The following is an 18,121-nucleotide window of genomic DNA, read 5'->3' on the forward strand; positions in this document are numbered from 1 at the left end:
GAGCCGCAGATAATGTCCGGACCGGTCGTCCGCCCCCTATAGTTAATCCCCCGGATATCGCCTTCGAACCTTACTCCGGCTGCGTCGCTGGCCCTGCCGCAAGCTGGCAACGATCCCGTCACTCTCCCTCATCCTGCCCCTCAAACGCCCGCAGATGCGGGAAGTCTCCCGTCGTCAGATACGCCTCTTCCTCTCGCGTCGATGTGCGACCCAGCAGCGCGTTGCGGTGCGGGTGGCGGCCGAAGGTTGCAACGATCTGCCTCACGTCTCGGGCCTGTTTGACCAGCGAGGTATAGATCGGCCGCAGCGGGACCGGCGCCTCGGCGGCGATGTCTTCGCGCAGGCGGATCAGCAGGTCGAGACGGGCGAGGTGGTCCGGCCCCTCGCAGTGACCCAGCGGCAGGCCGAAGACGACTTTGAACCACGGCGTCGGCAGCGCGGCATAGTGGCCGTTCGACAGCCCCTCGCGCGTCAAGGCGAGCGCCGCCGGGTCCTGCGCAAAGGCGCGGGCGCTGCCCTGCCAGACCGAGCGCGAGAACTGGTCGAGCAGGATGATCAGCGCCAGCCGCCCCTCGCGGTCCGCCGCCCAATGCGCCAGCCGCCCGGCCGCCGCGGCCTCGGTCAGCTCGGAAAACCGCCGCGTCACCGCCTCATGCGCGCCGCCGCGCATCCGCCAGACCCACAGCGCCTTGTGCTTTGCGGCGTCGATCTGCAGCGAGCGGCCTTCGGGGAACCAGAAACCGATGACCTCGGACCATTCCGCGTTTTCGTCAGTGCTGTTCATGCGTCGACCTCCGATCCGGCCATGCTCGCTGCTTCCGGCGCGGGATGCAAACCCCGCCATCCGCCGCTGGCACCCGACAGTCCCGCCGTGCTAGCCGTCGTCACACCCCTGTTTCCTCGTCAGGAAAATGCTGTGCAGAAACTCCTCGCCGTGGATCGCGCCATGATGCTGACCGCCGCCACGCTTGTCGGGATGCTGGCGGCGACGCTCGGGCTGTGGCCGCTGCAGGGCGCGACCGCCGCCTGGGTGTCGCTGGCCGGGCTGGTGCTGGTCTATCTGGCCGGCGGGCTGCCGGCGGGGTGGCGAGCGCTGGGTGCGCTGTGGCGGGACCGGGTGCTGGATATCGACCTGCTGATGGTGGTGGCGGCGATTGCGGCCGCCGCCGTGGGCGCCCCGTTCGAAGGCGCGGTGCTGCTGACGCTGTTCAGCGTCTCGACGACGCTCGAGGACCGCGCTCTTGGCCGCGCCCGCCGCGCGGTCGAGGCGCTGATGGCGCTGCGCCCCGAAACCGCGCTGCGCAAGCACCCGGACGGCAGCGTGACCGAGATCCCGGCGGCGGAACTGGCGGTGGGCGACATCTTCGTGCTGCGCCCCGGCGCCCGCGTGCCCACCGACGGGGTGATCGCCGCCGGGCGCGGCGCGCTGGACGAGGCGAACATCACCGGCGAATCCATGCCCGTCACCAAGCAGCAGGGCGACATGGTGTTCGAGGCGACGGTGAATCTCGACGGCGTGCTGGACGCGACGGTGACAAAAACCGTCGAGGAAAGCACCGTCGCCCGGATGATCGCGCTGGTGACCGAGGCGCAGGCCGCCAAGGCGCCGTCCGAGCGGTTCAGCGAATGGTTCGGGCAGCGCTATACCGTCGCGGTGCTGCTGGGCGCGGTGCTGGCCTTCGCGGTCTTTCGCTGGATCGAGGGCGACTGGCACGCGGCGCTGTATCGCGCGGCGGTGCTGCTGGTCGCGGCCAGCCCCTGCGCCATCGTCATCTCGGTCCCCGCCGCGATCCTGTCGGCGCTGTCGGCGGCGGCGCGCCGGGGCGTGCTGTTCAAGGGCGGCGCGGCGCTGGAGACGCTGGCGGCCATCGACAGCTTCGCCTTTGACAAGACCGGCACGCTGACCACCGGCAAGGCCTCGGTGACGCGCTTGGTCGCGCTGGACGGTGATGAGACCCGGTTCCTGTCGCTGCTGGCCGGGCTCGAGGCGCAGTCCGAACACCACAGCGCCGCCGCGATCCGGCAAGAGGCGGCGCGGCGGCAGATCGAGGGCGTCTCGGTCCACAATGTCGCGGCCCTGCCCAGCGAGGGGATCATGGGCGACGCGTCGGATGGCAGGCTGTGGGCCGGCAACCCGCGCATGGCGGCGCGGATGGGGGTCGGGATCGACCACCCAAAGCTGCGGGTGCTGGCCGAGGACCCTGACACGGTGATCTATGTCGGGCGCGACTCTACCCTGCTGGGCGCGGTCAGCCTCGCCGATCAGGTGCGGCCAAGCTCGGCCCTGGCGCTGGCGGCGCTGCGGGACAGCGGCGTGACGCAGGTCCTGATGATGACCGGCGACCGCGCGCCGGTCGCCCTGCGCATCGGCGCGGAACTGGGCTTTCGGCCGACCGAGATCAACGCCGACATGCTGGCCGAGGACAAGGTCCGCATGATCGGCGCGCTTGCCGATCAGGGCCGTGTCGCTTTCGTGGGGGACGGCGTCAACGATGCGGCGGCGCTGGCGCGCGCCGATGTCGGCATCGCCATGGGCGCGGCCGGGTCCGAGGTCGCGCTGCAGGCAGCCGATGTGGCGCTGCTGTCCGAGGACATGACGCAGCTTGCCGCCGCGCATCAACTGGCGCGCCGGACCGCGCGGATCATCCGCCAGAACCTGATCTTTGCCATGGGTGCGATGGCCGTTCTGGTGACGGGTGGGCTGTTCTTCGAACTGCCCCTGCCGCTGGCCGTGATCGGCCATGAAGGCGGGACAGTGCTGGTGGTGCTGAACGGGCTGCGCCTGCTGCGGACGCCGGAGGAGCGGGGGGCGTAGGGGCGAGCAGGCGTCCGAGAGAGTGCGGGTTGACGGATCAGACCCTAAGCCCGACCGGCCAAGGCCAAGTCGCCTCACGATCCTCCCGCTTTGCCTGCTGGACGGCAGAGGGCACGGCCGCGCTATGGCCTCTGTCGCGCAAGGGGGATAGGGTCTGGCCATGACCGAAACCCTGCCGCCCTGCCCCGCATGTGCCTCTGGCTACACCTATCAGCTGGACAGCCTGCTGATCTGCCCCGAATGCGGCCATGAATGGCAGCCGGGCGCGCCAGCAGACGAGACGTCAGACGACGCGGCAGAGGTCCGCGACAGCGTCGGGAACGTCCTGCAGGACGGCGACACGGTGATGGTGATCAAGGATCTCAAGGTCAAGGGCTCGTCATCCGTGGTCAAGGTCGGGACGCGGGTGCGCGGCATCCGGCTGACCAGCGGCGATCATGACATCGACTGCAAGATCGCCGGGATCGGACAGATGGGGCTGAAATCGCAATTCGTGAAGAAGGTCGGGGATTAGGCGAGGCGGTTCTCGACTTCCACGCACCCCAAGGCATCTTCGACCCTGCCGCCCTAAAGCGTCACCTCACACCTGACCCACGCGGAAAGGTGCAGTCTTGCGCCAAGCGCCATGACCGAAAAACCGGATTGTTCTGAAGGTTAGGTGGTGCCCGGAGACGGATTTGAACCGCCGACACGCGGATTTTCAATCCGCTGCTCTACCAACTGAGCTATCCGGGCGCATCAGCCGTGGCTGAAGGTGAGGGGTGTTTACGAAAGCCGCTTGGCGCTGTCCAGACCGAAAAACGCTATTCTTCCCTCTCGGGGGCGTCTTCTGCGTCAGGGTCCACCGGTTCGCCGGGGATCGCATAGTCGCCCCGCAGCCAATGGGCGAGGTCGACATCGGCGCAGCGTTTCGAGCAGAACGGGCGATAGGCCTCGTCGCTAGGCTTCTTGCAGATCGGACAGCGGGTCATTCAGGGCTCCGCCTCGACAAGGCGGGTCAGGGGGACGCGGTCGCGCTTTCGGCTCAGCTCGAACAGGCCCATGGTGGTGAACCCGGCCAGCACGGCCTCGCTGCCTTCGATGCGGAAGGCTTTTTTCAGCTCTTGTTCCACCGTGCCGCGGTCGCGCTTGGGCATCGGCGCGAAGTCCACGACCACCTGCCCGCCCAGACCGCGCAGCCGCAACTGGCGGGGCAGTTCCCGCGCCAGCGCGACGTTGGCCTTGAGCCCGGCGGCGGGCGAGCTGTCAGTGCCGGTGTTCACATCGACCGCGATCAGCGCATGCGTCGGCTCGATCAGCGCCGAGGCGCCGGCGGGCAGCGCGATGCGGGGATCGAGCAGCTTGTGCAGCGCATCCAGCGTGTCAGGCGGCAGATCGTCGTCTTCGGTGATCGAATCAGGCGCGGGCTCGGCCCAGTCCTGCCAGGCGGTCTCGGCCGGGGTCGGGGCATCCAGCAGCAACTCCGGCGCGCCCTCGGCATCCGAGAGGATCTGCGCGGCGATGGCGGTGATGTCCTGCAACTCGGCCGCGATCTCGTCATCGGGTGCGTCTGCGGCCGCGCTGCGCAGGATCAGGCCGCTCTGGTCCGAGGGCTGCGCCCGGTTGCCCAGCTCTTGCAGCAGCGCCCGACGCTCGGGGTCGCGGACCGCGCGCGAGATGTTCACCCCCGGCGCGCCCGGCGTGACGATGCCGTAACGCCCGCGGATCAGCAGGCGCGAGGTCAAAGGCACCGCCTTGCCCGGCTCGGCCATGCCGCTGACCTGCACCAGCACCGCCTGCCCCTCGCCCAGCCCGCTGCGGTCGCGCAGATAGCCTGTGGCGCCGTCGGGCAGCGCGACGAACACCCCGCCCTGCCCCTTCATCAGCCGCTTGACGCGGCCGCGCAGGATCGCGCCGGGCAGGAACGGGGCCAGCCCGCTGGCGTCGATGGCCAGATCTTCAAGCCGCCCGTCGACCAGCAGCACGGCCGCGTCGCGGCCCTTGATGCGGCCGATCTGGATTTCGCGTCCCTTCATGGGGCCTCCGGTCCGGGGGTGGCGCGCGCGGCGCGCAGCAGATTGGCGGTTTCGGTCAGCGGCAATCCGACCACGGCGCTGAACGAGCCCGAGATCCAGACCACGAATTCGCCCGCGCGGCCCTGGATCGCATAGCCGCCCGCCTTGCCGCGCCATTCGTCGCTGTTGAGATAGGCGGCGATATCGGTGTCGGTCAGCGGCCGCATCCGGACGATGGTCTCGACCAGCCGCTGCCAGTCGCGCCCGGCGCGGCGGACCGAGACGGCGGTCATCACCCGGTGCCGCCGGCCCGAGAGCAGGCGCAGAAAGGCCCGCGCCTCGTCCGCATCTGCGGGTTTGCCGAGGATGCGCCGCCCTGCCGTCACCACGGTGTCGGCGGTCAGCACGATGTCATCGGGGCCTGCGGGCACCGCCGCAGCCTTTTCGCGCGACATGCGGCGGACGTAGTCGCGGGCGTTTTCGCCGCGACGGGGTGTTTCGTCGATATCGGCCGGCAGCACGGCGTCAGGCCGGATTCCGATCTGCGCCAGCAGCTCCAGCCGTCTGGGGCTGGCCGAACCGAGGATCAGCCGTGGATGGGGATGGTCGTTCATGGCAGACCGCGTGCAGCAGGGGGCGTCGCCATGCAGGCCCGTCGCGGCCCAAAGGCCGGGGCGGAGCGCTGGCGCGATTTACTTGAAACGATAGTTGATCCGGCCCTTGGTCAGATCATAGGTGTTCATTTCCACCTGAACCTTGTCGCCGGCCAGAACGCGGATGCGGTTTTTTCGCATCTTTCCTGCCATATGCGCGATGATCTCATGGCCGTTTTCAAGCTCGACCCGGAATGTCGCGTTCGGCAGAAGTTCCTTCACGACGCCTGGGAATTCGAGCATTTCTTCCTTGGCCATGGTCACTCCTGACAGATTTCCCGCGTCACTCTGCGGGCGTGGCTTAGATGCGACCGCAGCGGGGTATTTTCAAGCGCAAAAGCAGCAAAACGCGGGTTTGGCGGCGTGGGCGTTGCAAAAAGGGCCGCTTTGGCCGGGCGGGAGGCGGGAAACTTCGCGTTCCGGTTGCCGAGGCGGGATCGCGGGGCGGGCCGGGGCCGGCGGCCGCGTCAGTCGGGCGAGGCCCTGTCGCCCGCCGCGCCGCCGCGGAACGGATCGGGATGTGCCGCATCGCCAAGCGGCGGCTCGGTCAGGAATGACACCGGCGGCGCGTCGCCATCCCCGGCCGGCGCGAACAGGCTGGCGTCTTCGTCCCCGGGATCGAAGGCGGGCGCGGCGTCGCGATGCGGGGTCGGTTGAGCCGCAGCACTGGCTGCATCCTCTGTCCCGCGCGCGCCGCCGATGCGGATGGCACGGTTGCCATGCAGCGTGCCCAGCTTGCCCCGATGCAGAAGCTGGCCGCCTGCCGTTTCGATCCGCACCGCGGACATCGCATCGGGCGGCAGCTTCAGCACATCGCCGGGCCGCAGCGCGCGCAGATCGCGCAGCAGGATCGGGCGGCGGCACAGGATCACGTTCAGCGGCAGTGGCACCGCACTGACCGCCTGCGCGAGGCTGCGCGGCACCGGACCCTCTGCCGGGGCGGCGGCGGCGGGGGGCAAATCGCGGCTGTCATGGGTCAGCACCGAGGGCGGGCTGGGATCGGGCAGAAACAGGATCAGCGCCCCGTCCCGCACCCCGCCCTGCCCAAAGCGCAGATCGATCCGCATCGCGCGATAGGCGAGGTCGTCCAGCATCAGTTCCAGCGGGCGCGGGTCGTCGACAAAGCTCGCATAGCGGAACCGGGACGGGGCATCGGCGCCCAGAAAGGCCAGCTCGCCCGCCAGTTCCGCCAGCGTGGCGTTGACGAAATCGGCGCAGATCGCGGCGTCGGTGCGGGTCGCGCGGCGTTCGCGCGGCTCGGCCCGGGTCACGCGGCCGATGGACTGCATCTCGATCAGCGAGGTCAGCGCGGCGGGGCACAGCCCGACCACGCCAAGCGCGCCCGACGCATCCTCGACCACCAGAACCAGCGCGCGGTCGGGCAGCAGTTCGGGCAGTTCGGCCAGCGTCGCGGGCGTGATCCGCATTTGCGTCGGATAGGTCGGCAGCCCGCAGACCCGCTGCGCCGCCCGCCCCACCGCATTGGCGAGCCCCCGTTCCGGCGTCGGTCGCGGCACCACCGCCCGCGCCGCCACCGGCACCGGGGCCGCCGCCTGCGCGCGCGCCAGGCGCTGCCCCAGCAGCGCCAATGCGCCCTGCCGTGGCGCCTCGCCCATCGCCGGTTTCTCGCCCGCTGCCGTCACCCTGTCCCCGCCGAATCACACCGTCCCACCGGCAATCTGGCATGCCAGAGATTAAGATTCGGTTTGCAGATCCCGCTCTTGCGGTGACAGGCCGGGCGGGCGCAGCGGCAGTTGCAGCCGGAAGGCCGCGCCGTCATGGCCGGGCAGATAGGTGATCGTCCCGCCAAGCGCCTGCATCACCTCGCGCGAGATCGCCAGCCCCAGCCCCGCGCCCCCGGCCCGCGACGGATCGTTCAGCCGCGAGAATTTCTCGAAGATCAGATCCTGCTGTTCGGGCGCGATGCCCTTGCCGTTGTCCATGACGTCGATCTGCGTCGTCTCGGCCAGCCTGCGGACGCGGATGGTCAGCACCGGCCGCGCCGAATCGCAGTATTTGCGGGCGTTCCCGATCAGGTTGATCAGCACTTGCAGCAGCCGGTCGGCGTCGGTCAGCACCATCAGATGTTCCGAAGGCGGGTCGCGGTCGATGATCAGATCCGCCCCCTTGCCCAGCGCCGAGCTGGCCTCGATCGCGCGCGAGATGACCTCGTGCAGGTTCACCGGCCCCAGGCTCAGCCGCGCCCGGCCGCTTTCCAGCACCGACAGGTCCAGCAGATCATCCAGCAGGCGGGTCAGCCGCGTCGCCTCGTCATGGATGATCGAGGCGAAGCGGCTGCGTTCCTCGGCCGACAGATCGGGTAGCTTCAGCAGCTCGGAAAACGCCCGGACCGAGGTCATGGGCGTGCGCAGCTCGTGGCTGATCTGGCCCAGAAACGCGTCCTTCTGCACCGACAGCGCGGTCAGCCGGTCATTGGCCTCTTGCAGGCGGCGGGCGGTGCGGGCCAGTTCGCCCGCGTCGTCTTTCAGCCGCTTGGCGCGTTCCTTGGCCCGCTGCGCCTCGCCCGCGACGGCCATCAACTCGGCCATCGAGGTCGGCCGCTGCCCGCCCACCTGCGCCAGCATCGCATGCGCGGTGGCGGTGCCCACGGCACCCGCCAAGCGCCGTTCCATCCGCGATAGGAAATCGGCGGTCACGTCGGGCAGAAAGCCGGATTTGCCCTGCCGATCAGCCTCGGCGCGGAAGAAACGCAGCGCCTCGTCGCCGCCCCAAACCCGGCGGGCCAGCGCCAGCAGCGCCTCGGCCCGGCTGGCGCCGCCGCCATTGGTGGGCGCGGTGGCGGCGGCGGCCTCGGGGGCCACGGCATGGACAAAGGACATGCCCTGCACGCGCTCTTGCGGGGCGGGCAGCGTGACCAGCGAGACGACCGAGAACAGCAGGATGTTCAGCCCCAGCGAGATGATGATCGCCGCCGCCTGCGCGTCCACGGGGCCGAAATCGGGCGCCCGCAGCCAGCCCAGCGAGGGCAGAAACACCAGCAGCATCCACACCGTCGCCCCCGAGACGATGCCGGCATAGGCGCCCAGCCGCGTCGCGCCGCGCCAGACCAGCCCGCCTAGCATCGCCGGCAGCAGTTGCGCCACGCCGATGAAGGCCACCGTCCCCATCGCCGCCAGCGCCTGCCCGCCGCCATAGGTCTGATAGAGCGCCCCCGCCCCGATCACCCCCAGGACCGCGATCCGGCGCGAGACCAGCAGCGGATTGCGCAGGTTGCTGGGCGGCGCGTCCGCCGCATCGGTGCGGCGCATCATCAGATACAGCGGCACCAGCCAGTGGTTCGACACCATCGTCGCCAGCGCGATGGCGCTGATGATGACCATCGAGGTGGCCGAGCTGAGCCCGCCCAGAAACACCAGCAGCGCCAGCCCGTTCTTGCCCTGCGACAACGGCAGATGCAGCACATAGAGGTCAGGCGAGATATCGGCGGGCAGCATGTCGCGCCCGACCACCGCAATCGGCAGCACGAACAGCGACATCGCGAAGAGATAGGCCGGAAACGCCCAGGCGGCAGAGTTCAGCGGCCGCTCGTCCGCCGGCTCGACGATCAGCACCTGAAACATCCGGGGCAGCGTGACGACAGCGGCGGCCGAAACCGCGATCAGCGTCGTCCAGCGGTCGGGGCGCAAGACCCAGCCGGCGGCATCCGGGGCGGCCGCGCGGGCGGCAATGCGCGCAATCACATCGCCCGCCCCGCCCGCCAGCCCCCAGACCACCCAGACGCCCAAGGCGACGAACGCCACCAGCTTGACCACGGCCTCGATGGCGATGGCCATGACCACGCCGTGATGACGCTCATCCGCGGCAAGGTTGCGGGTGCCGAACAGGATGGCAAAGACCGCCAGCCCCCCCGCCACCCACAGATCCAGCGGGCCGGGCAGCACATCGCCCTGCCCGAACACCGAAAACGACAGCGAGACCGATTGCAGTTGCAGCGCCACATAAGGCGTCGCCGCCACCAGCGAGATCAGCGTCATCAGCGCCGCCAGCGGGTTCGACTTGCCGAACCGGGCCGAGACGAGGTCCGCGATCGAGGTGACGCGGTGCATCTTGGCCACGCGCACCAGCCGGCGCAGCCACCACCAGCTTCCGGCCAGCACGATGGTGGGGCCCAGATAGATGGTCGCGAACTCCAGCCCCGAGCGGCTGGCATAGCCGACCGCGCCATAGAACGTCCAGGCGGTGCAATAGACCGACAGCGACAGGGTATAGGTCAGGGGCTGCTCGCTCCACCGGGTGCGGCCGCGCTCGGCGGCGCGGTCGGCCCCGAAGGCCACGGCGAACAGCAGCCCCACATAGCACAGGGCCGCGATCACCAGCCCGTCAAAGCTCATCCGACGAATCCTCGGGGCTGCGCCCGCGCGCCAGCCGCCGGTGCAGCAGGGCCGAGGCGATGATGACGGCGAACCACAGCCCGAACAGCCAGATCATCCCGCCCGCCCCGGACATGGCGGCGGGCACCAGCCAGACCGGCACCAGCAGCACCGCCAGCGTCGCCAGCGGCAGCAGCCGGGTCGCGTCGGCCAGACGGCGCCGGCGATAGGCGGCACGTTCCAGATAGATCGGGCCGTGCCGGCGGGGGATCATGCCGGCTGGCCCAGCATCTCTTTGACGACGCGGCGCAATTCGTCATTGTCGAAGGGCTTGGCCATGACGAAATCCGGCCGGGCGGCGGGTGTGCCGCGATCTTGCCCGGCGTGTGCGGCGTCGGGGGCGGCGTCAGCGCAGACAGGCTCGGGCGCGTCGAACAGCCCTGCCCCGGCCATGGCGTCGCCCTTGCCCAGCCGCGTCGCGCCGCCCAGGCTGGCACCGCCGCGCGCGGTCAGCATCAGGACCTGAGTGGAGGCCAGTTCGGGGTCCGCCCGCAGCGCCGCCAGCACCTCGAGCCCCGATTGCGCGGGCAGCATGACGTCAAGGATCACCAGCCGGGGGCGCAGCGCGCGGATGCGGTCGAGCGCTTGGCCGCCCTCGGTCCAGATCTCCAGCCGCCACCCCTCTCGCATCAGGATGAAGCGCACCGCCTCGGCGATGTTGGGCTCATCCTCGATCAGCAGGATGTCGATGCCGGACATCATCCGCCCCCCTCTGTTCTCTAACGGATAAGCAGCAAGGGCGGGCTTGTCAAAGCCGACGGGGCTGGGGAGCCTATCCCGAATGCAGGATCGAGGCGACCTGACGCGCCGGGCAATCGGGGCGCGGACAGATCCGGCAGGTCGGCCCGACCGGCACCGGGGGGGTGTGGGGTATGGCGTCCTGCTCGGCCTCGGGCACGGGGCGCAGCAGCATGACCGCCCGGCTCAGCATCGGGCCGGCGGCGCCCCAGGCGGGCTGCCGGGTGGCCAGCGCCAGCGCCCGAAAGCGCAGGCCGGTCTCGGTCTCGATCACGCGCAGGACCGGGGTGCCGGGCTGGCCCAAAGCCTCGAACAGCGGCAGCATCCCGCAGGGGTCGCCCTGGGTGCGGGCGGCCATGCCGCGCGCGGCGCGGCGAAAGATCGGCTTGCCGGCGCCGTCGCAGACCATCAGCCCCGATGCCGCCTCGGTCAGCCCCAGCCGGCGCAGGACCAGATCCGGGGCCAGATTGTGCTGCATCGCCAGCCGCAGCGGGTCCGGATCGGGATCGCCACCCACCATCTCGGCCAGCAGCGCGTCGGGGCAGTCCTGCCGGTCGCGGGCCTCTTGCGCCAGCCAGCGCTGCGCCAGGTCGCGCGCCGCGTCCGAGACCGGCCCCCCGTCCGGCCTGCCCTGCGCGATCCAGTCGTCGAATTCCTCTTGCGGGGTCATCAGCCCGGTGTCGTGCTCGAACCCGTCCAGATAGGCGACCAGCGCCTGCGCCGTCACCGCCAGCCGGCGACTGTCCTGATCCAGATTGCCGTGGAACCGCTCGCGCCACTGATCCTCCATCCGCGGCTCCTGCACCAGGATCGAGGCGGTAGAGCGCAGCGAGGTCGTGGCCGACAGCACCTCGTGCAGCGTATCCAGCAGATAGGGGTTGCGGGTCATGCGCTCTGACAGGTCCGCCAGCCGCCGCGACTGCGCCGCCGCGCGTTCCGACAGCGCGACCAGCAGGGCGGCCCAGCCGGGCAGCCGGGCGGCGAACTCGGCGATGCGCGCGACCTCGGGCGGCGGTTGCAGATCGGGCGGTGCCTCGGCGGCGGCCACGCGCAGGCCGGACAGCACCGCCTGCTCGCGCCCGGCCTCAAGCTCGGTTTCCGAGATGTCCAGCACCTCGGCCAGCCGGGCGCGGATCGCCGGGGTCAGGTTGCGCCGGTCATGTTCGATCAGGTTCAGATAGGCGGGCGAGATCCCCGCCGCCCGCGCCACATCCGCCTGCGCCCGCCCCAAGGACAGCCGCCTTTCGCGAATATGCGACCCCGGCGGCACCCGCTGCGGGGCGGGACCGGGCGAGGCGGCGGGTTCAGGGATGCGCGGCTGGCTCATGCGTCACAGCCTGCCACCTGCAGCCGCAGCTGCAAAGCGGTGTTTCGCCCCAAGACGCGGAACTGCCGGGAAATTTACAGCGTCAACCCGTGGCGCCCGGCAAGGTCTGTAAAGAACTGCCACGCCACCCGGCCCGAGCGCGCCCCACGCGTCGCCTGCCACTCGATCGCCTGCGCGTGCAGCCTGTCATCGTCGATGACCAGCCCATAGGCGTCGCAATAGCCGCGAATCATCTGCAGGAACTCGTCCTGACCGCAGGCGTGAAAGCCCAGCCACAGCCCGAAGCGATCGGACAGCGAGACCTTTTCCTCGACCGCCTCGCCGGGGTGGATGGCGGTCGAACGCTCATTCTCGATCATGTCGCGGGGCATCAGATGCCGCCGGTTCGAGGTCGCATACAGGATCACATTGTCCGGCCGCCCGGCCAGCCCGCCATCCAGCACCGCCTTGAGCGATTTGTACTGCGTGTCGTCATGGCTGAAGGACAGATCGTCGGCAAACAGCAGGAAACGCCGGTCACTGGCCTGTCCCAGCAGCGCCAGCAGGCGGCCGACGCTGGACAGATCCTCGCGCGCGATCTCGACCAGCACCAGCGGCAGGCCCTGCGCGACGGCCTCGGCATGCACCGCCTTGACCAGCGAGGATTTGCCCATGCCGCGCGCACCCCAGAGCAGCGCGTTGTTCGCCGCATGGCCGCGCGCGAATTGCAGGGTGTTGGCCAGCAGGATATCGCGGGCGCGGTCAATGCCCACAAGCTGGTCCAGCGCCACGCGGGCGACGCGGTGCACGGGTTCCAGCCGGTCGGGATCGGTGTGCCAGACATAGGCCTCGGCCTCGGCAAAGCTGGGCGCGGGCGCGGGCGCGGGCGCCAGCCGTTCCAGCGCCGAGGCGATGCGGCTCAGGCTGGCCTTGGCCGACAGCGCGTCGGTCAGCCGGGGCTTGGCCTGCTCATTCATCGACGGGCAGCCCCTGCGCGCGCAGTTCCTCGTTCCGGCGGCGCTCGATGCGCTTCACCAGCTGGATCGAGATTTCGTAAAGGCCGTAAACCACCGTGAACAGCACCACTTGGCTGATGACATCGGGCGGCGTCACCACCGCCGACAGCACCAAAATCAGCAGGACCGCGTATTTCCGCACCCCGCCCAAGCCGGCCGAGGACACCAGCCCCGCCTTGCCCAGCAGCGTCAGCGCCACCGGAAGCTGGAAGGACAGCCCGAAGGCGAGGATGAATTTCGTGGTCAGGGTCAGATATTCGCTGACGCTGCCCTGAAAGACGATGCCCGCCATCCGGTCGCTTGGCGGCGCGGCTGCGGGATCGTCGGGCAAGGTCAGCGGCCCCTGCTGGAAGCCCAGGAAGAAGTCATAGGCCATCGGCAGGATGATATAATAGGCGAAGGCCGCGCCCAGAAAGAACATCAGCGGCGAGGCGATCAGAAAGGGCAGAAACGCCGCTTTTTCATTGCGATACAGCCCCGGCGCGACAAAGCGCCAAAGCTGGTAGGCGATGACCGGAAAGGCGAGGATGAAGCCGCCGAAGAAGCTGATCTGGATGGCGACGAAAAAGCCCTCCTGCAGTTTCAGCAGGATCAGCCCACATTCCTGTCCGCGATCTTCCAGCGCGGCGCAGATCGGGCGGGTCAGGAAGTTGTAGATCGGATTCCACACCGTATAGCAGATCAGCATGGCCGCGATGAAGGCCAGCACCGACCAGATCAGCCGCGTCCGCAGCTCGGCCAGATGTTCGATCAGGGGGGCAGAGCTGTCGTCGAGGTCGTCGCGCGCGTCGGTCTTGCTCACTCAGACATCCTTCGAATCGCTGCGCCGGACCGCGTGCAGGCGACGCTGGCCGGGGGTTTGGGACGGACCCGGATCGGCCGGGGCGGCAGCGGGCGTGTTTTCAGGCTTGGCGGTGCCGGTCGTGGCCGCCGGGGTGCTGCCGGTCGCGGCGCCTTGCGTCTTGGTGCTGCCCGCAGCGGCGGCGGGTTCGACGTCGGCCGGGCGGGCGCTGCCAGCAGGTGCGGGCGCGGCGGGATCGGGCTTTGCCTTGGCGCGGCCCGAGGGGATCTTGGGGTCCCATTTCTCGAACTTGTCGGCGGCGCGGTCCAGCGCGTCCAGACCCATCGAGCGTTTCGAGGTCACGTCGCGGATCTCGTTCAGGGATTTCGACGCCTCGTCCAGCCCGGTGTCGCGGGCGGCGTCTTCCATCGCGGCGGTGAACTCTCGCGCCATGCCCCGCGCCTTGCCGGTGATTCGACCCAGCGCGCGGAACATATGCGGCAGATCGCGCGGACCGATGACGATCAGCGCGACCACACCGACAAGCAAAAGCTCGCTCCAGGCGATGTCCAGCATAGGCGTGTCCCTTGGAAAGACCCGGCGCCGGGAAGGCCCGGCGGGGCGTCAGCGATCAGGCGTCCGTCGCGGTGTCAGACGCGATCGCGGTCCCGAGGCACCTCATGCGGGGTCACATCGCGCAGCTTCTGGTCGCGGCGCGCATCCTCGCGGTTCATCTCGTCGGTCAGCTCTTTGCCGGCGCTGTTGACGTCGTCGCTGCTTTCCTTGACGCCCTGCTTGAAGGCGTTGATGCCCTTGCCGACCTCGCCCATCAGCGACGAGACCTTGCCGCGTCCGAACAGGACCAGCACCACGACAGCGATCAGCAGCAGGCCGGGAAGACCGATATTCTGTAGCATGTGTCACTTCCTCCTCGGGCAGGATGGCCCGATGCCACCGCACATCTAGGGGTTTCCGCGCGGATTTGCAAAGCACGAATGCGCGCGGTCGGGCGCTTTGCCGGCGGCTGCGGGGATGCGCCGCAGGGCGCTGCCGCGCCCGCTTGGCAGCCGGCGCCGACACGGGCATAAGCGGGGCATGGACATCGCCGCCATCATCACCGCCTTCGTCACGCTGTTCGTGGTCATCGACCCGGTCGGGCTGGCGCCGCTGTTCGTGGCCCTGACTCCGGGGATGAGCGAGGCCCGCCGCCGCCATATCGGCGCCCGCGCCACGATGATCGCTGTGATCCTGCTGACCCTGTTCGGGCTGGCGGGCGAGAATATCCTGACCTTCATCGGCATCTCGCTGCCCGCCTTCCGCATCGCGGGCGGCATCCTGCTGTTTCTGACCGCGCTCGACATGCTGTTCGAACGCCGGACCGAGCGGCGCGAGGGGCAGTCCGCCGATCACGACCACGACCCGTCCGTCTTTCCGCTGGCCACGCCGCTCTTGGCCGGGCCGGGGGCGCTGGCCACGATGATCCTGCTGGTGGGCGAGGATCAGGGCGCGCTGCATCTGCTGGTCATCCTGCTGGTGATGCTGGTGGTGATGGGGCTGTCGATGCTGTTCTTCATCCTCGCCGGGCCGCTGTCGCGCCTGTTGGGGCGCACCGGCACCATGGTCGTGACGCGGCTGCTGGGGATGCTGCTGGCGGCGCTGTCGGTGCAGTTCATCATCGACGGGCTGCGCGGCACCGGCCTTTACGCGATGGCGGGCTGAGGATGGGGGACGAATGGCCCCGCGCTGCCTATCTGGTGCTGCTTCTGGTGGCGGTGGGCGGCTATCTGGTCGCCGACATGCGCCGTGATCCCGGCAAATCGCTGCGGCAATTGCTGGCCTGGGGCATGATCGTGCTGGGGCTGATCGCGGGCTATGGGCTGTGGTCGGACATCCGCCACCAGGTCGCGCCGCGCCAGATCGTCGAGGGCGACCGGATCGAGTTGCCGATGGCCAGCGACGGGCATTTCTATGTCGAGCTGGCGCTGAACGACACGCCGGTGACCTTCATGGTCGATACCGGCGCCTCGGGCATCGCGCTGCGCCAACGCGATGCCGAGCGGATCGGGCTACGCCCCGGCGCGCTCGATTTCGTGGGCTTCGCCTCGACCGCGAACGGCACCGTCTCCACCGCGCCGGTGCGGATCGACCGCGTGACCCTGGGCGATTTCACCGACCGCAATGTGCGCGCCGAAGTGGTCGAGGGCGAGCTGGAGATCTCGCTGCTCGGCATGGCCTATCTGCGCCGCTTCTCTCGCGTGGGGTTCGAGGGCGAGACCATGGTGCTGGAGCGTTAGGGCCGCACCCCTCACGCCTTCTTCTGCCAGCGCCCGTCAGCCTCGGACCAGTATTCGGCCTCGACGCCGCCCTTGGTCAGCAGGCGCCATTGCGCGCGGGCCGTCTCGACCGCCGCGGCGTCGTTGCCGTCGAAGATGATGCACAGGCGGGACAGCGCGACGGCCTCGGCCGGGTCGACCGCTGCACCGTCCAGCGTCATCAGGCAGTCGGGCGCATTGGCGGCGGGCGGGGCGTCCGCCGGGCGCAGCAGCACCGGCTGGCGCGCGTCATGCGCGCCGCCGGCCATGCCATGCGGCAGGAAACCGTCGAGCAGCCACAGCTCTTCGTCCAGCGCCTGCAGCCGGGCGGGATCGGGCGCGCGCAGCTCCACCCGCCAACCCGCCGCCAGCGCCTTGCCGAGCAGGTTCGGCAGCAGGCCCCGCGCGTCGGACCGCGTCAGGTGATAGAACAGCGCCTTGCCCATGCCGGGCCTAACCCTCGTAATTGTCGCGGATCAGGCGGTTCAGCGTCATCACTCCCCAGCCGGTCGCGCCCTTGGGGGCCAGATCGGTCTCGGCCGGCGGCAGGGCGACACCGGCGATGTCGATATGCGCCCAGGGCTGGCTGTCGCGGATGAAGCGCTGCAGGAACTGCGCCGCGGTGATCGAGCCTGCGGGCCGCCCGCCGGTGTTCTTCACATCCGCCAGCCGGCTGTCGATCAGCTTGTCATAGGCCTTGGACAGCGGCAGCCGCCACGCGCCCTCGCCCTCGACCCCGGCGGCGTTCAGCACCTGCTCGGCCAGATCGTCGTCATTGCTGAACACGCCCGCGTTTTCATGCCCCAGCGCGATGATCACCGCCCCGGTCAGCGTCGCCAGATCGATCACCGCCGCAGGCTTGAAGCGGGTCTGCGCGTACCAAAGCACATCGGCCAGCACCAGACGGCCCTCGGCATCGGTGTTGATGACCTCGATGGTGTCGCCCTTCATGCTGCGCACGATGTCGCCGGGGCGCTGCGCGCGGCCGTCGGGCATGTTCTCGACCAGACCGACCAGACCGACGACATTGGCCTTGGCCCGGCGCAGCGCGAGGGTCCGCATGACGCCCGCGACCACCGCCGCGCCGCCCATGTCCATGGTCATCTCTTCCATGCCGGCCGCCGGCTTGATCGAGATGCCGCCGGTGTCGAAGACCACGCCCTTGCCGACCAGCGCCAGCGGCGCCTGATCGCCGCCCGCGCCGTTCCAGCGCATGACCACGACCTTTGACGGCGATTCAGAGCCCTGCCCCACGGCCAGCAGCGCGCGCATCCCCAGCTTTTCCAGCTCGTCCTCGTCCAGCACCTCGACCTCAAGGCCGATCTCCTCCATCGCCTTCAGCCGGTCGGCGAAATCGGTGGTGGTCAGGACGTTGGCCGGTTCGCTGACCAGATCGCGGGTAAAGAAGACGCCCTCGGCCAGGGCCGCGTGATCGCTGGCGGTGCGGGCCAGATCCTCGGGGTCGGCGCACATGAAGGTGACGCTGGCCCGCGCCGGATCGGGCCGCTCGTCACCGCCATCCTGCGGCGCATCCGCGCCCTCGCGGCGCGCCTGCGCGGCGGCGTCGCCGGTCACGGCATCCTCGCGCGCACCCGACAGCGTCTGCGCGGGGGCGTCGCCCTGCGGCTGCGTGGCCGCGTCGCCATTCTTGTCGCGGGTCTTGTAGACCGAGAAGTCATAGCCGCGCAGCGCCAGCCCCAGCGCCACCTCGGCCGCGCGGGGGTGGTTGCCGGCCAGAACCAGCGTCTCGCCCTTGCCCAGCGCCGCGCCGATGGTGGCCCCGGCCTTGCGCGCCTCGGCGACGCTGGCCTTGCGCGGCAGCTTGATCAGCGTCACCGCCTGCGCCGCCCAGCCGCCCGGAAAGGACAGCGTCAGCCCCTTGCCCGCCGAGAGGCCCTGCCAATCCGAGGACGCCAAGGCCCGACCCAGCCCCTCACGCGCCGGTCGCGGCAGACCCGAGGGCAGCTTGCCCCGGTCATCGACGATCAGGGCAATGCGCCCCTCGCGCCGGGTCAGCTCGTCGGTGACGGTTTCAGTGAAGCGGATTTCGACCGGCTGGGTCATTTTGGCTCTCCTGGTTGCGTTGGCCGCGAACCTAGCGGCGCGGCTGGCCCT

Annotated in this window: 20 protein-coding genes and 1 tRNA gene; 4 read left to right on the forward strand and 17 right to left on the reverse strand. The window is 69.8% G+C overall.

Going from position 1 to position 18,121, the window contains the following annotated elements; genetic code table 11:
* Positions 1-118: 118 nt before the first annotated feature.
* Positions 119-784, reverse strand: coding sequence for a DUF924 family protein (locus tag CYR75_RS10470; protein ID WP_101499992.1), 666 nt, complete (start codon positions 782-784; stop codon positions 119-121).
* A 162-nt stretch (positions 785-946) separates the two neighbouring features.
* On the opposite strand from CYR75_RS10470, the gene CYR75_RS10475 reads away from it, so the two are divergent.
* Positions 947-2,815, forward strand: a complete 1,869-nt coding sequence (locus tag CYR75_RS10475) for a heavy metal translocating P-type ATPase (protein WP_101500994.1) — start codon at positions 947-949, stop codon at positions 2,813-2,815.
* Between the two features lie 160 nt (positions 2,816-2,975).
* A complete protein-coding gene (locus CYR75_RS10480; RefSeq protein ID WP_101499993.1) occupies positions 2,976-3,329 on the forward strand; it encodes a zinc ribbon domain-containing protein YjdM in 354 nt (117 codons plus the stop codon).
* 145 nt (positions 3,330-3,474) lie between these two features.
* Here CYR75_RS10480 and CYR75_RS10485 read toward each other — a convergent pair.
* The 14 genes from CYR75_RS10485 to CYR75_RS10550 form a co-directional block, all read right to left on the reverse strand.
* Positions 3,475-3,550 (reverse strand) — tRNA-Phe (locus tag CYR75_RS10485).
* 68 nt (positions 3,551-3,618) lie between these two features.
* Complete coding sequence (locus CYR75_RS10490) at positions 3,619-3,786, reverse strand: DNA gyrase inhibitor YacG (protein WP_101499994.1); 168 nt, start codon at positions 3,784-3,786, stop codon at positions 3,619-3,621.
* Positions 3,787-4,830, reverse strand: coding sequence for a ribonuclease E/G (locus CYR75_RS10495; protein ID WP_101499995.1), 1,044 nt, complete (start codon positions 4,828-4,830; stop codon positions 3,787-3,789).
* Positions 4,827-5,423, reverse strand: coding sequence for a Maf family protein (locus CYR75_RS10500; RefSeq protein WP_101499996.1), 597 nt, complete (start codon positions 5,421-5,423; stop codon positions 4,827-4,829). The genes CYR75_RS10495 and CYR75_RS10500 overlap by 4 nt, the downstream gene beginning before the upstream one ends.
* Before the next feature lie 78 nt (positions 5,424-5,501).
* Positions 5,502-5,720: a translation initiation factor IF-1 gene (gene infA, locus CYR75_RS10505; RefSeq protein ID WP_010397442.1), complete on the reverse strand. Its 219-nt coding sequence runs from the start codon at positions 5,718-5,720 to the stop codon at positions 5,502-5,504.
* 209 nt (positions 5,721-5,929) lie between these two features.
* Positions 5,930-7,105, reverse strand: a complete 1,176-nt coding sequence (locus tag CYR75_RS10510; protein ID WP_158644636.1) for a FliM/FliN family flagellar motor C-terminal domain-containing protein — start codon at positions 7,103-7,105, stop codon at positions 5,930-5,932.
* A 51-nt stretch (positions 7,106-7,156) separates the two neighbouring features.
* Positions 7,157-9,814 (reverse strand): ATP-binding protein, encoded by a 2,658-nt coding sequence (locus tag CYR75_RS10515; protein ID WP_101499998.1) that lies wholly within the window; start codon positions 9,812-9,814, stop codon positions 7,157-7,159.
* Positions 9,804-10,067, reverse strand: a complete 264-nt coding sequence (locus CYR75_RS10520) for a hypothetical protein (protein ID WP_101499999.1) — start codon at positions 10,065-10,067, stop codon at positions 9,804-9,806. The genes CYR75_RS10515 and CYR75_RS10520 overlap by 11 nt, the downstream gene beginning before the upstream one ends.
* Positions 10,064-10,555 (reverse strand): response regulator, encoded by a 492-nt coding sequence (locus tag CYR75_RS10525; protein WP_101500000.1) that lies wholly within the window; start codon positions 10,553-10,555, stop codon positions 10,064-10,066. Before CYR75_RS10525 ends, CYR75_RS10520 begins: the two co-directional genes overlap by 4 nt.
* Positions 10,556-10,625: 70 nt before the next feature.
* Complete coding sequence (locus CYR75_RS10530) at positions 10,626-11,918, reverse strand: XRE family transcriptional regulator (protein ID WP_101500001.1); 1,293 nt, start codon at positions 11,916-11,918, stop codon at positions 10,626-10,628.
* A 74-nt stretch (positions 11,919-11,992) separates the two neighbouring features.
* Entirely contained in the window at positions 11,993-12,874 is an 882-nt protein-coding gene (locus tag CYR75_RS10535) for an ATP-binding protein (protein WP_101500002.1), read from the reverse strand.
* The gene (gene tatC / locus CYR75_RS10540) at positions 12,867-13,715 is read right to left on the reverse strand and encodes a twin-arginine translocase subunit TatC (protein ID WP_101500003.1); all 849 of its coding nucleotides are present in this window, start codon (positions 13,713-13,715) and stop codon (positions 12,867-12,869) included. Before tatC ends, CYR75_RS10535 begins: the two co-directional genes overlap by 8 nt.
* The gene (tatB, locus tag CYR75_RS10545; protein ID WP_101500004.1) at positions 13,716-14,270 is read right to left on the reverse strand and encodes a Sec-independent protein translocase protein TatB; all 555 of its coding nucleotides are present in this window, start codon (positions 14,268-14,270) and stop codon (positions 13,716-13,718) included.
* Positions 14,271-14,344: 74 nt separating this feature from the next.
* Positions 14,345-14,611 carry a twin-arginine translocase TatA/TatE family subunit gene (locus CYR75_RS10550; protein ID WP_101500005.1) on the reverse strand — a complete coding sequence of 89 codons (267 nt, stop codon included), beginning with the start codon at positions 14,609-14,611 and terminating at the stop codon, positions 14,345-14,347.
* Between the two features lie 178 nt (positions 14,612-14,789).
* On the opposite strand from CYR75_RS10550, the gene CYR75_RS10555 reads away from it, so the two are divergent.
* Both CYR75_RS10555 and CYR75_RS10560 read left to right on the forward strand, forming a co-directional pair.
* Positions 14,790-15,413, forward strand: coding sequence for a MarC family protein (locus tag CYR75_RS10555; protein ID WP_101500006.1), 624 nt, complete (start codon positions 14,790-14,792; stop codon positions 15,411-15,413).
* A 2-nt stretch (positions 15,414-15,415) separates the two neighbouring features.
* Positions 15,416-15,988, forward strand: a complete 573-nt coding sequence (locus CYR75_RS10560) for a retropepsin-like aspartic protease family protein (protein WP_101500007.1) — start codon at positions 15,416-15,418, stop codon at positions 15,986-15,988.
* 11 nt (positions 15,989-15,999) lie between these two features.
* On the opposite strand, the gene CYR75_RS10565 is transcribed toward CYR75_RS10560, so the two are convergent.
* Entirely contained in the window at positions 16,000-16,452 is a 453-nt protein-coding gene (locus CYR75_RS10565) for a DNA polymerase III subunit chi (RefSeq protein ID WP_101500008.1), read from the reverse strand.
* A 7-nt stretch (positions 16,453-16,459) separates the two neighbouring features.
* Positions 16,460-18,070: a leucyl aminopeptidase gene (locus CYR75_RS10570; RefSeq protein WP_101500009.1), complete on the reverse strand. Its 1,611-nt coding sequence runs from the start codon at positions 18,068-18,070 to the stop codon at positions 16,460-16,462.
* Between the last annotated feature and the right edge of the window lie 51 nt (positions 18,071-18,121).

The organism is Paracoccus jeotgali (assembly GCF_002865605.1).
Classification (GTDB): Bacteria; Pseudomonadota; Alphaproteobacteria; order Rhodobacterales; family Rhodobacteraceae; genus Paracoccus; species Paracoccus jeotgali.

Coding starts and splice junctions, on each gene's coding strand:
- CYR75_RS10560 (WP_101500007.1), top strand. CDS start 15,416: ATGGGGGACGAATGGCCCCGCGCTGCCTATCTGGTGCTGCTTCTGGTG.
- CYR75_RS10525 (WP_101500000.1), bottom strand. CDS start 10,555: ATGATGTCCGGCATCGACATCCTGCTGATCGAGGATGAGCCCAACATC.
- CYR75_RS10535 (WP_101500002.1), bottom strand. CDS start 12,874: ATGAATGAGCAGGCCAAGCCCCGGCTGACCGACGCGCTGTCGGCCAAG.
- CYR75_RS10515 (WP_101499998.1), bottom strand. CDS start 9,814: ATGAGCTTTGACGGGCTGGTGATCGCGGCCCTGTGCTATGTGGGGCTG.
- CYR75_RS10520 (WP_101499999.1), bottom strand. CDS start 10,067: ATGATCCCCCGCCGGCACGGCCCGATCTATCTGGAACGTGCCGCCTAT.
- infA (WP_010397442.1), bottom strand. CDS start 5,720: ATGGCCAAGGAAGAAATGCTCGAATTCCCAGGCGTCGTGAAGGAACTT.
- CYR75_RS10530 (WP_101500001.1), bottom strand. CDS start 11,918: ATGAGCCAGCCGCGCATCCCTGAACCCGCCGCCTCGCCCGGTCCCGCC.
- CYR75_RS10570 (WP_101500009.1), bottom strand. CDS start 18,070: ATGACCCAGCCGGTCGAAATCCGCTTCACTGAAACCGTCACCGACGAG.
- CYR75_RS10495 (WP_101499995.1), bottom strand. CDS start 4,830: ATGAAGGGACGCGAAATCCAGATCGGCCGCATCAAGGGCCGCGACGCG.
- CYR75_RS10470 (WP_101499992.1), bottom strand. CDS start 784: ATGAACAGCACTGACGAAAACGCGGAATGGTCCGAGGTCATCGGTTTC.
- CYR75_RS10490 (WP_101499994.1), bottom strand. CDS start 3,786: ATGACCCGCTGTCCGATCTGCAAGAAGCCTAGCGACGAGGCCTATCGC.
- tatB (WP_101500004.1), bottom strand. CDS start 14,270: ATGCTGGACATCGCCTGGAGCGAGCTTTTGCTTGTCGGTGTGGTCGCG.
- CYR75_RS10555 (WP_101500006.1), top strand. CDS start 14,790: ATGGACATCGCCGCCATCATCACCGCCTTCGTCACGCTGTTCGTGGTC.
- CYR75_RS10480 (WP_101499993.1), top strand. CDS start 2,976: ATGACCGAAACCCTGCCGCCCTGCCCCGCATGTGCCTCTGGCTACACC.
- CYR75_RS10565 (WP_101500008.1), bottom strand. CDS start 16,452: ATGGGCAAGGCGCTGTTCTATCACCTGACGCGGTCCGACGCGCGGGGC.
- CYR75_RS10550 (WP_101500005.1), bottom strand. CDS start 14,611: ATGCTACAGAATATCGGTCTTCCCGGCCTGCTGCTGATCGCTGTCGTG.
- CYR75_RS10500 (WP_101499996.1), bottom strand. CDS start 5,423: ATGAACGACCATCCCCATCCACGGCTGATCCTCGGTTCGGCCAGCCCC.
- CYR75_RS10475 (WP_101500994.1), top strand. CDS start 947: ATGATGCTGACCGCCGCCACGCTTGTCGGGATGCTGGCGGCGACGCTC.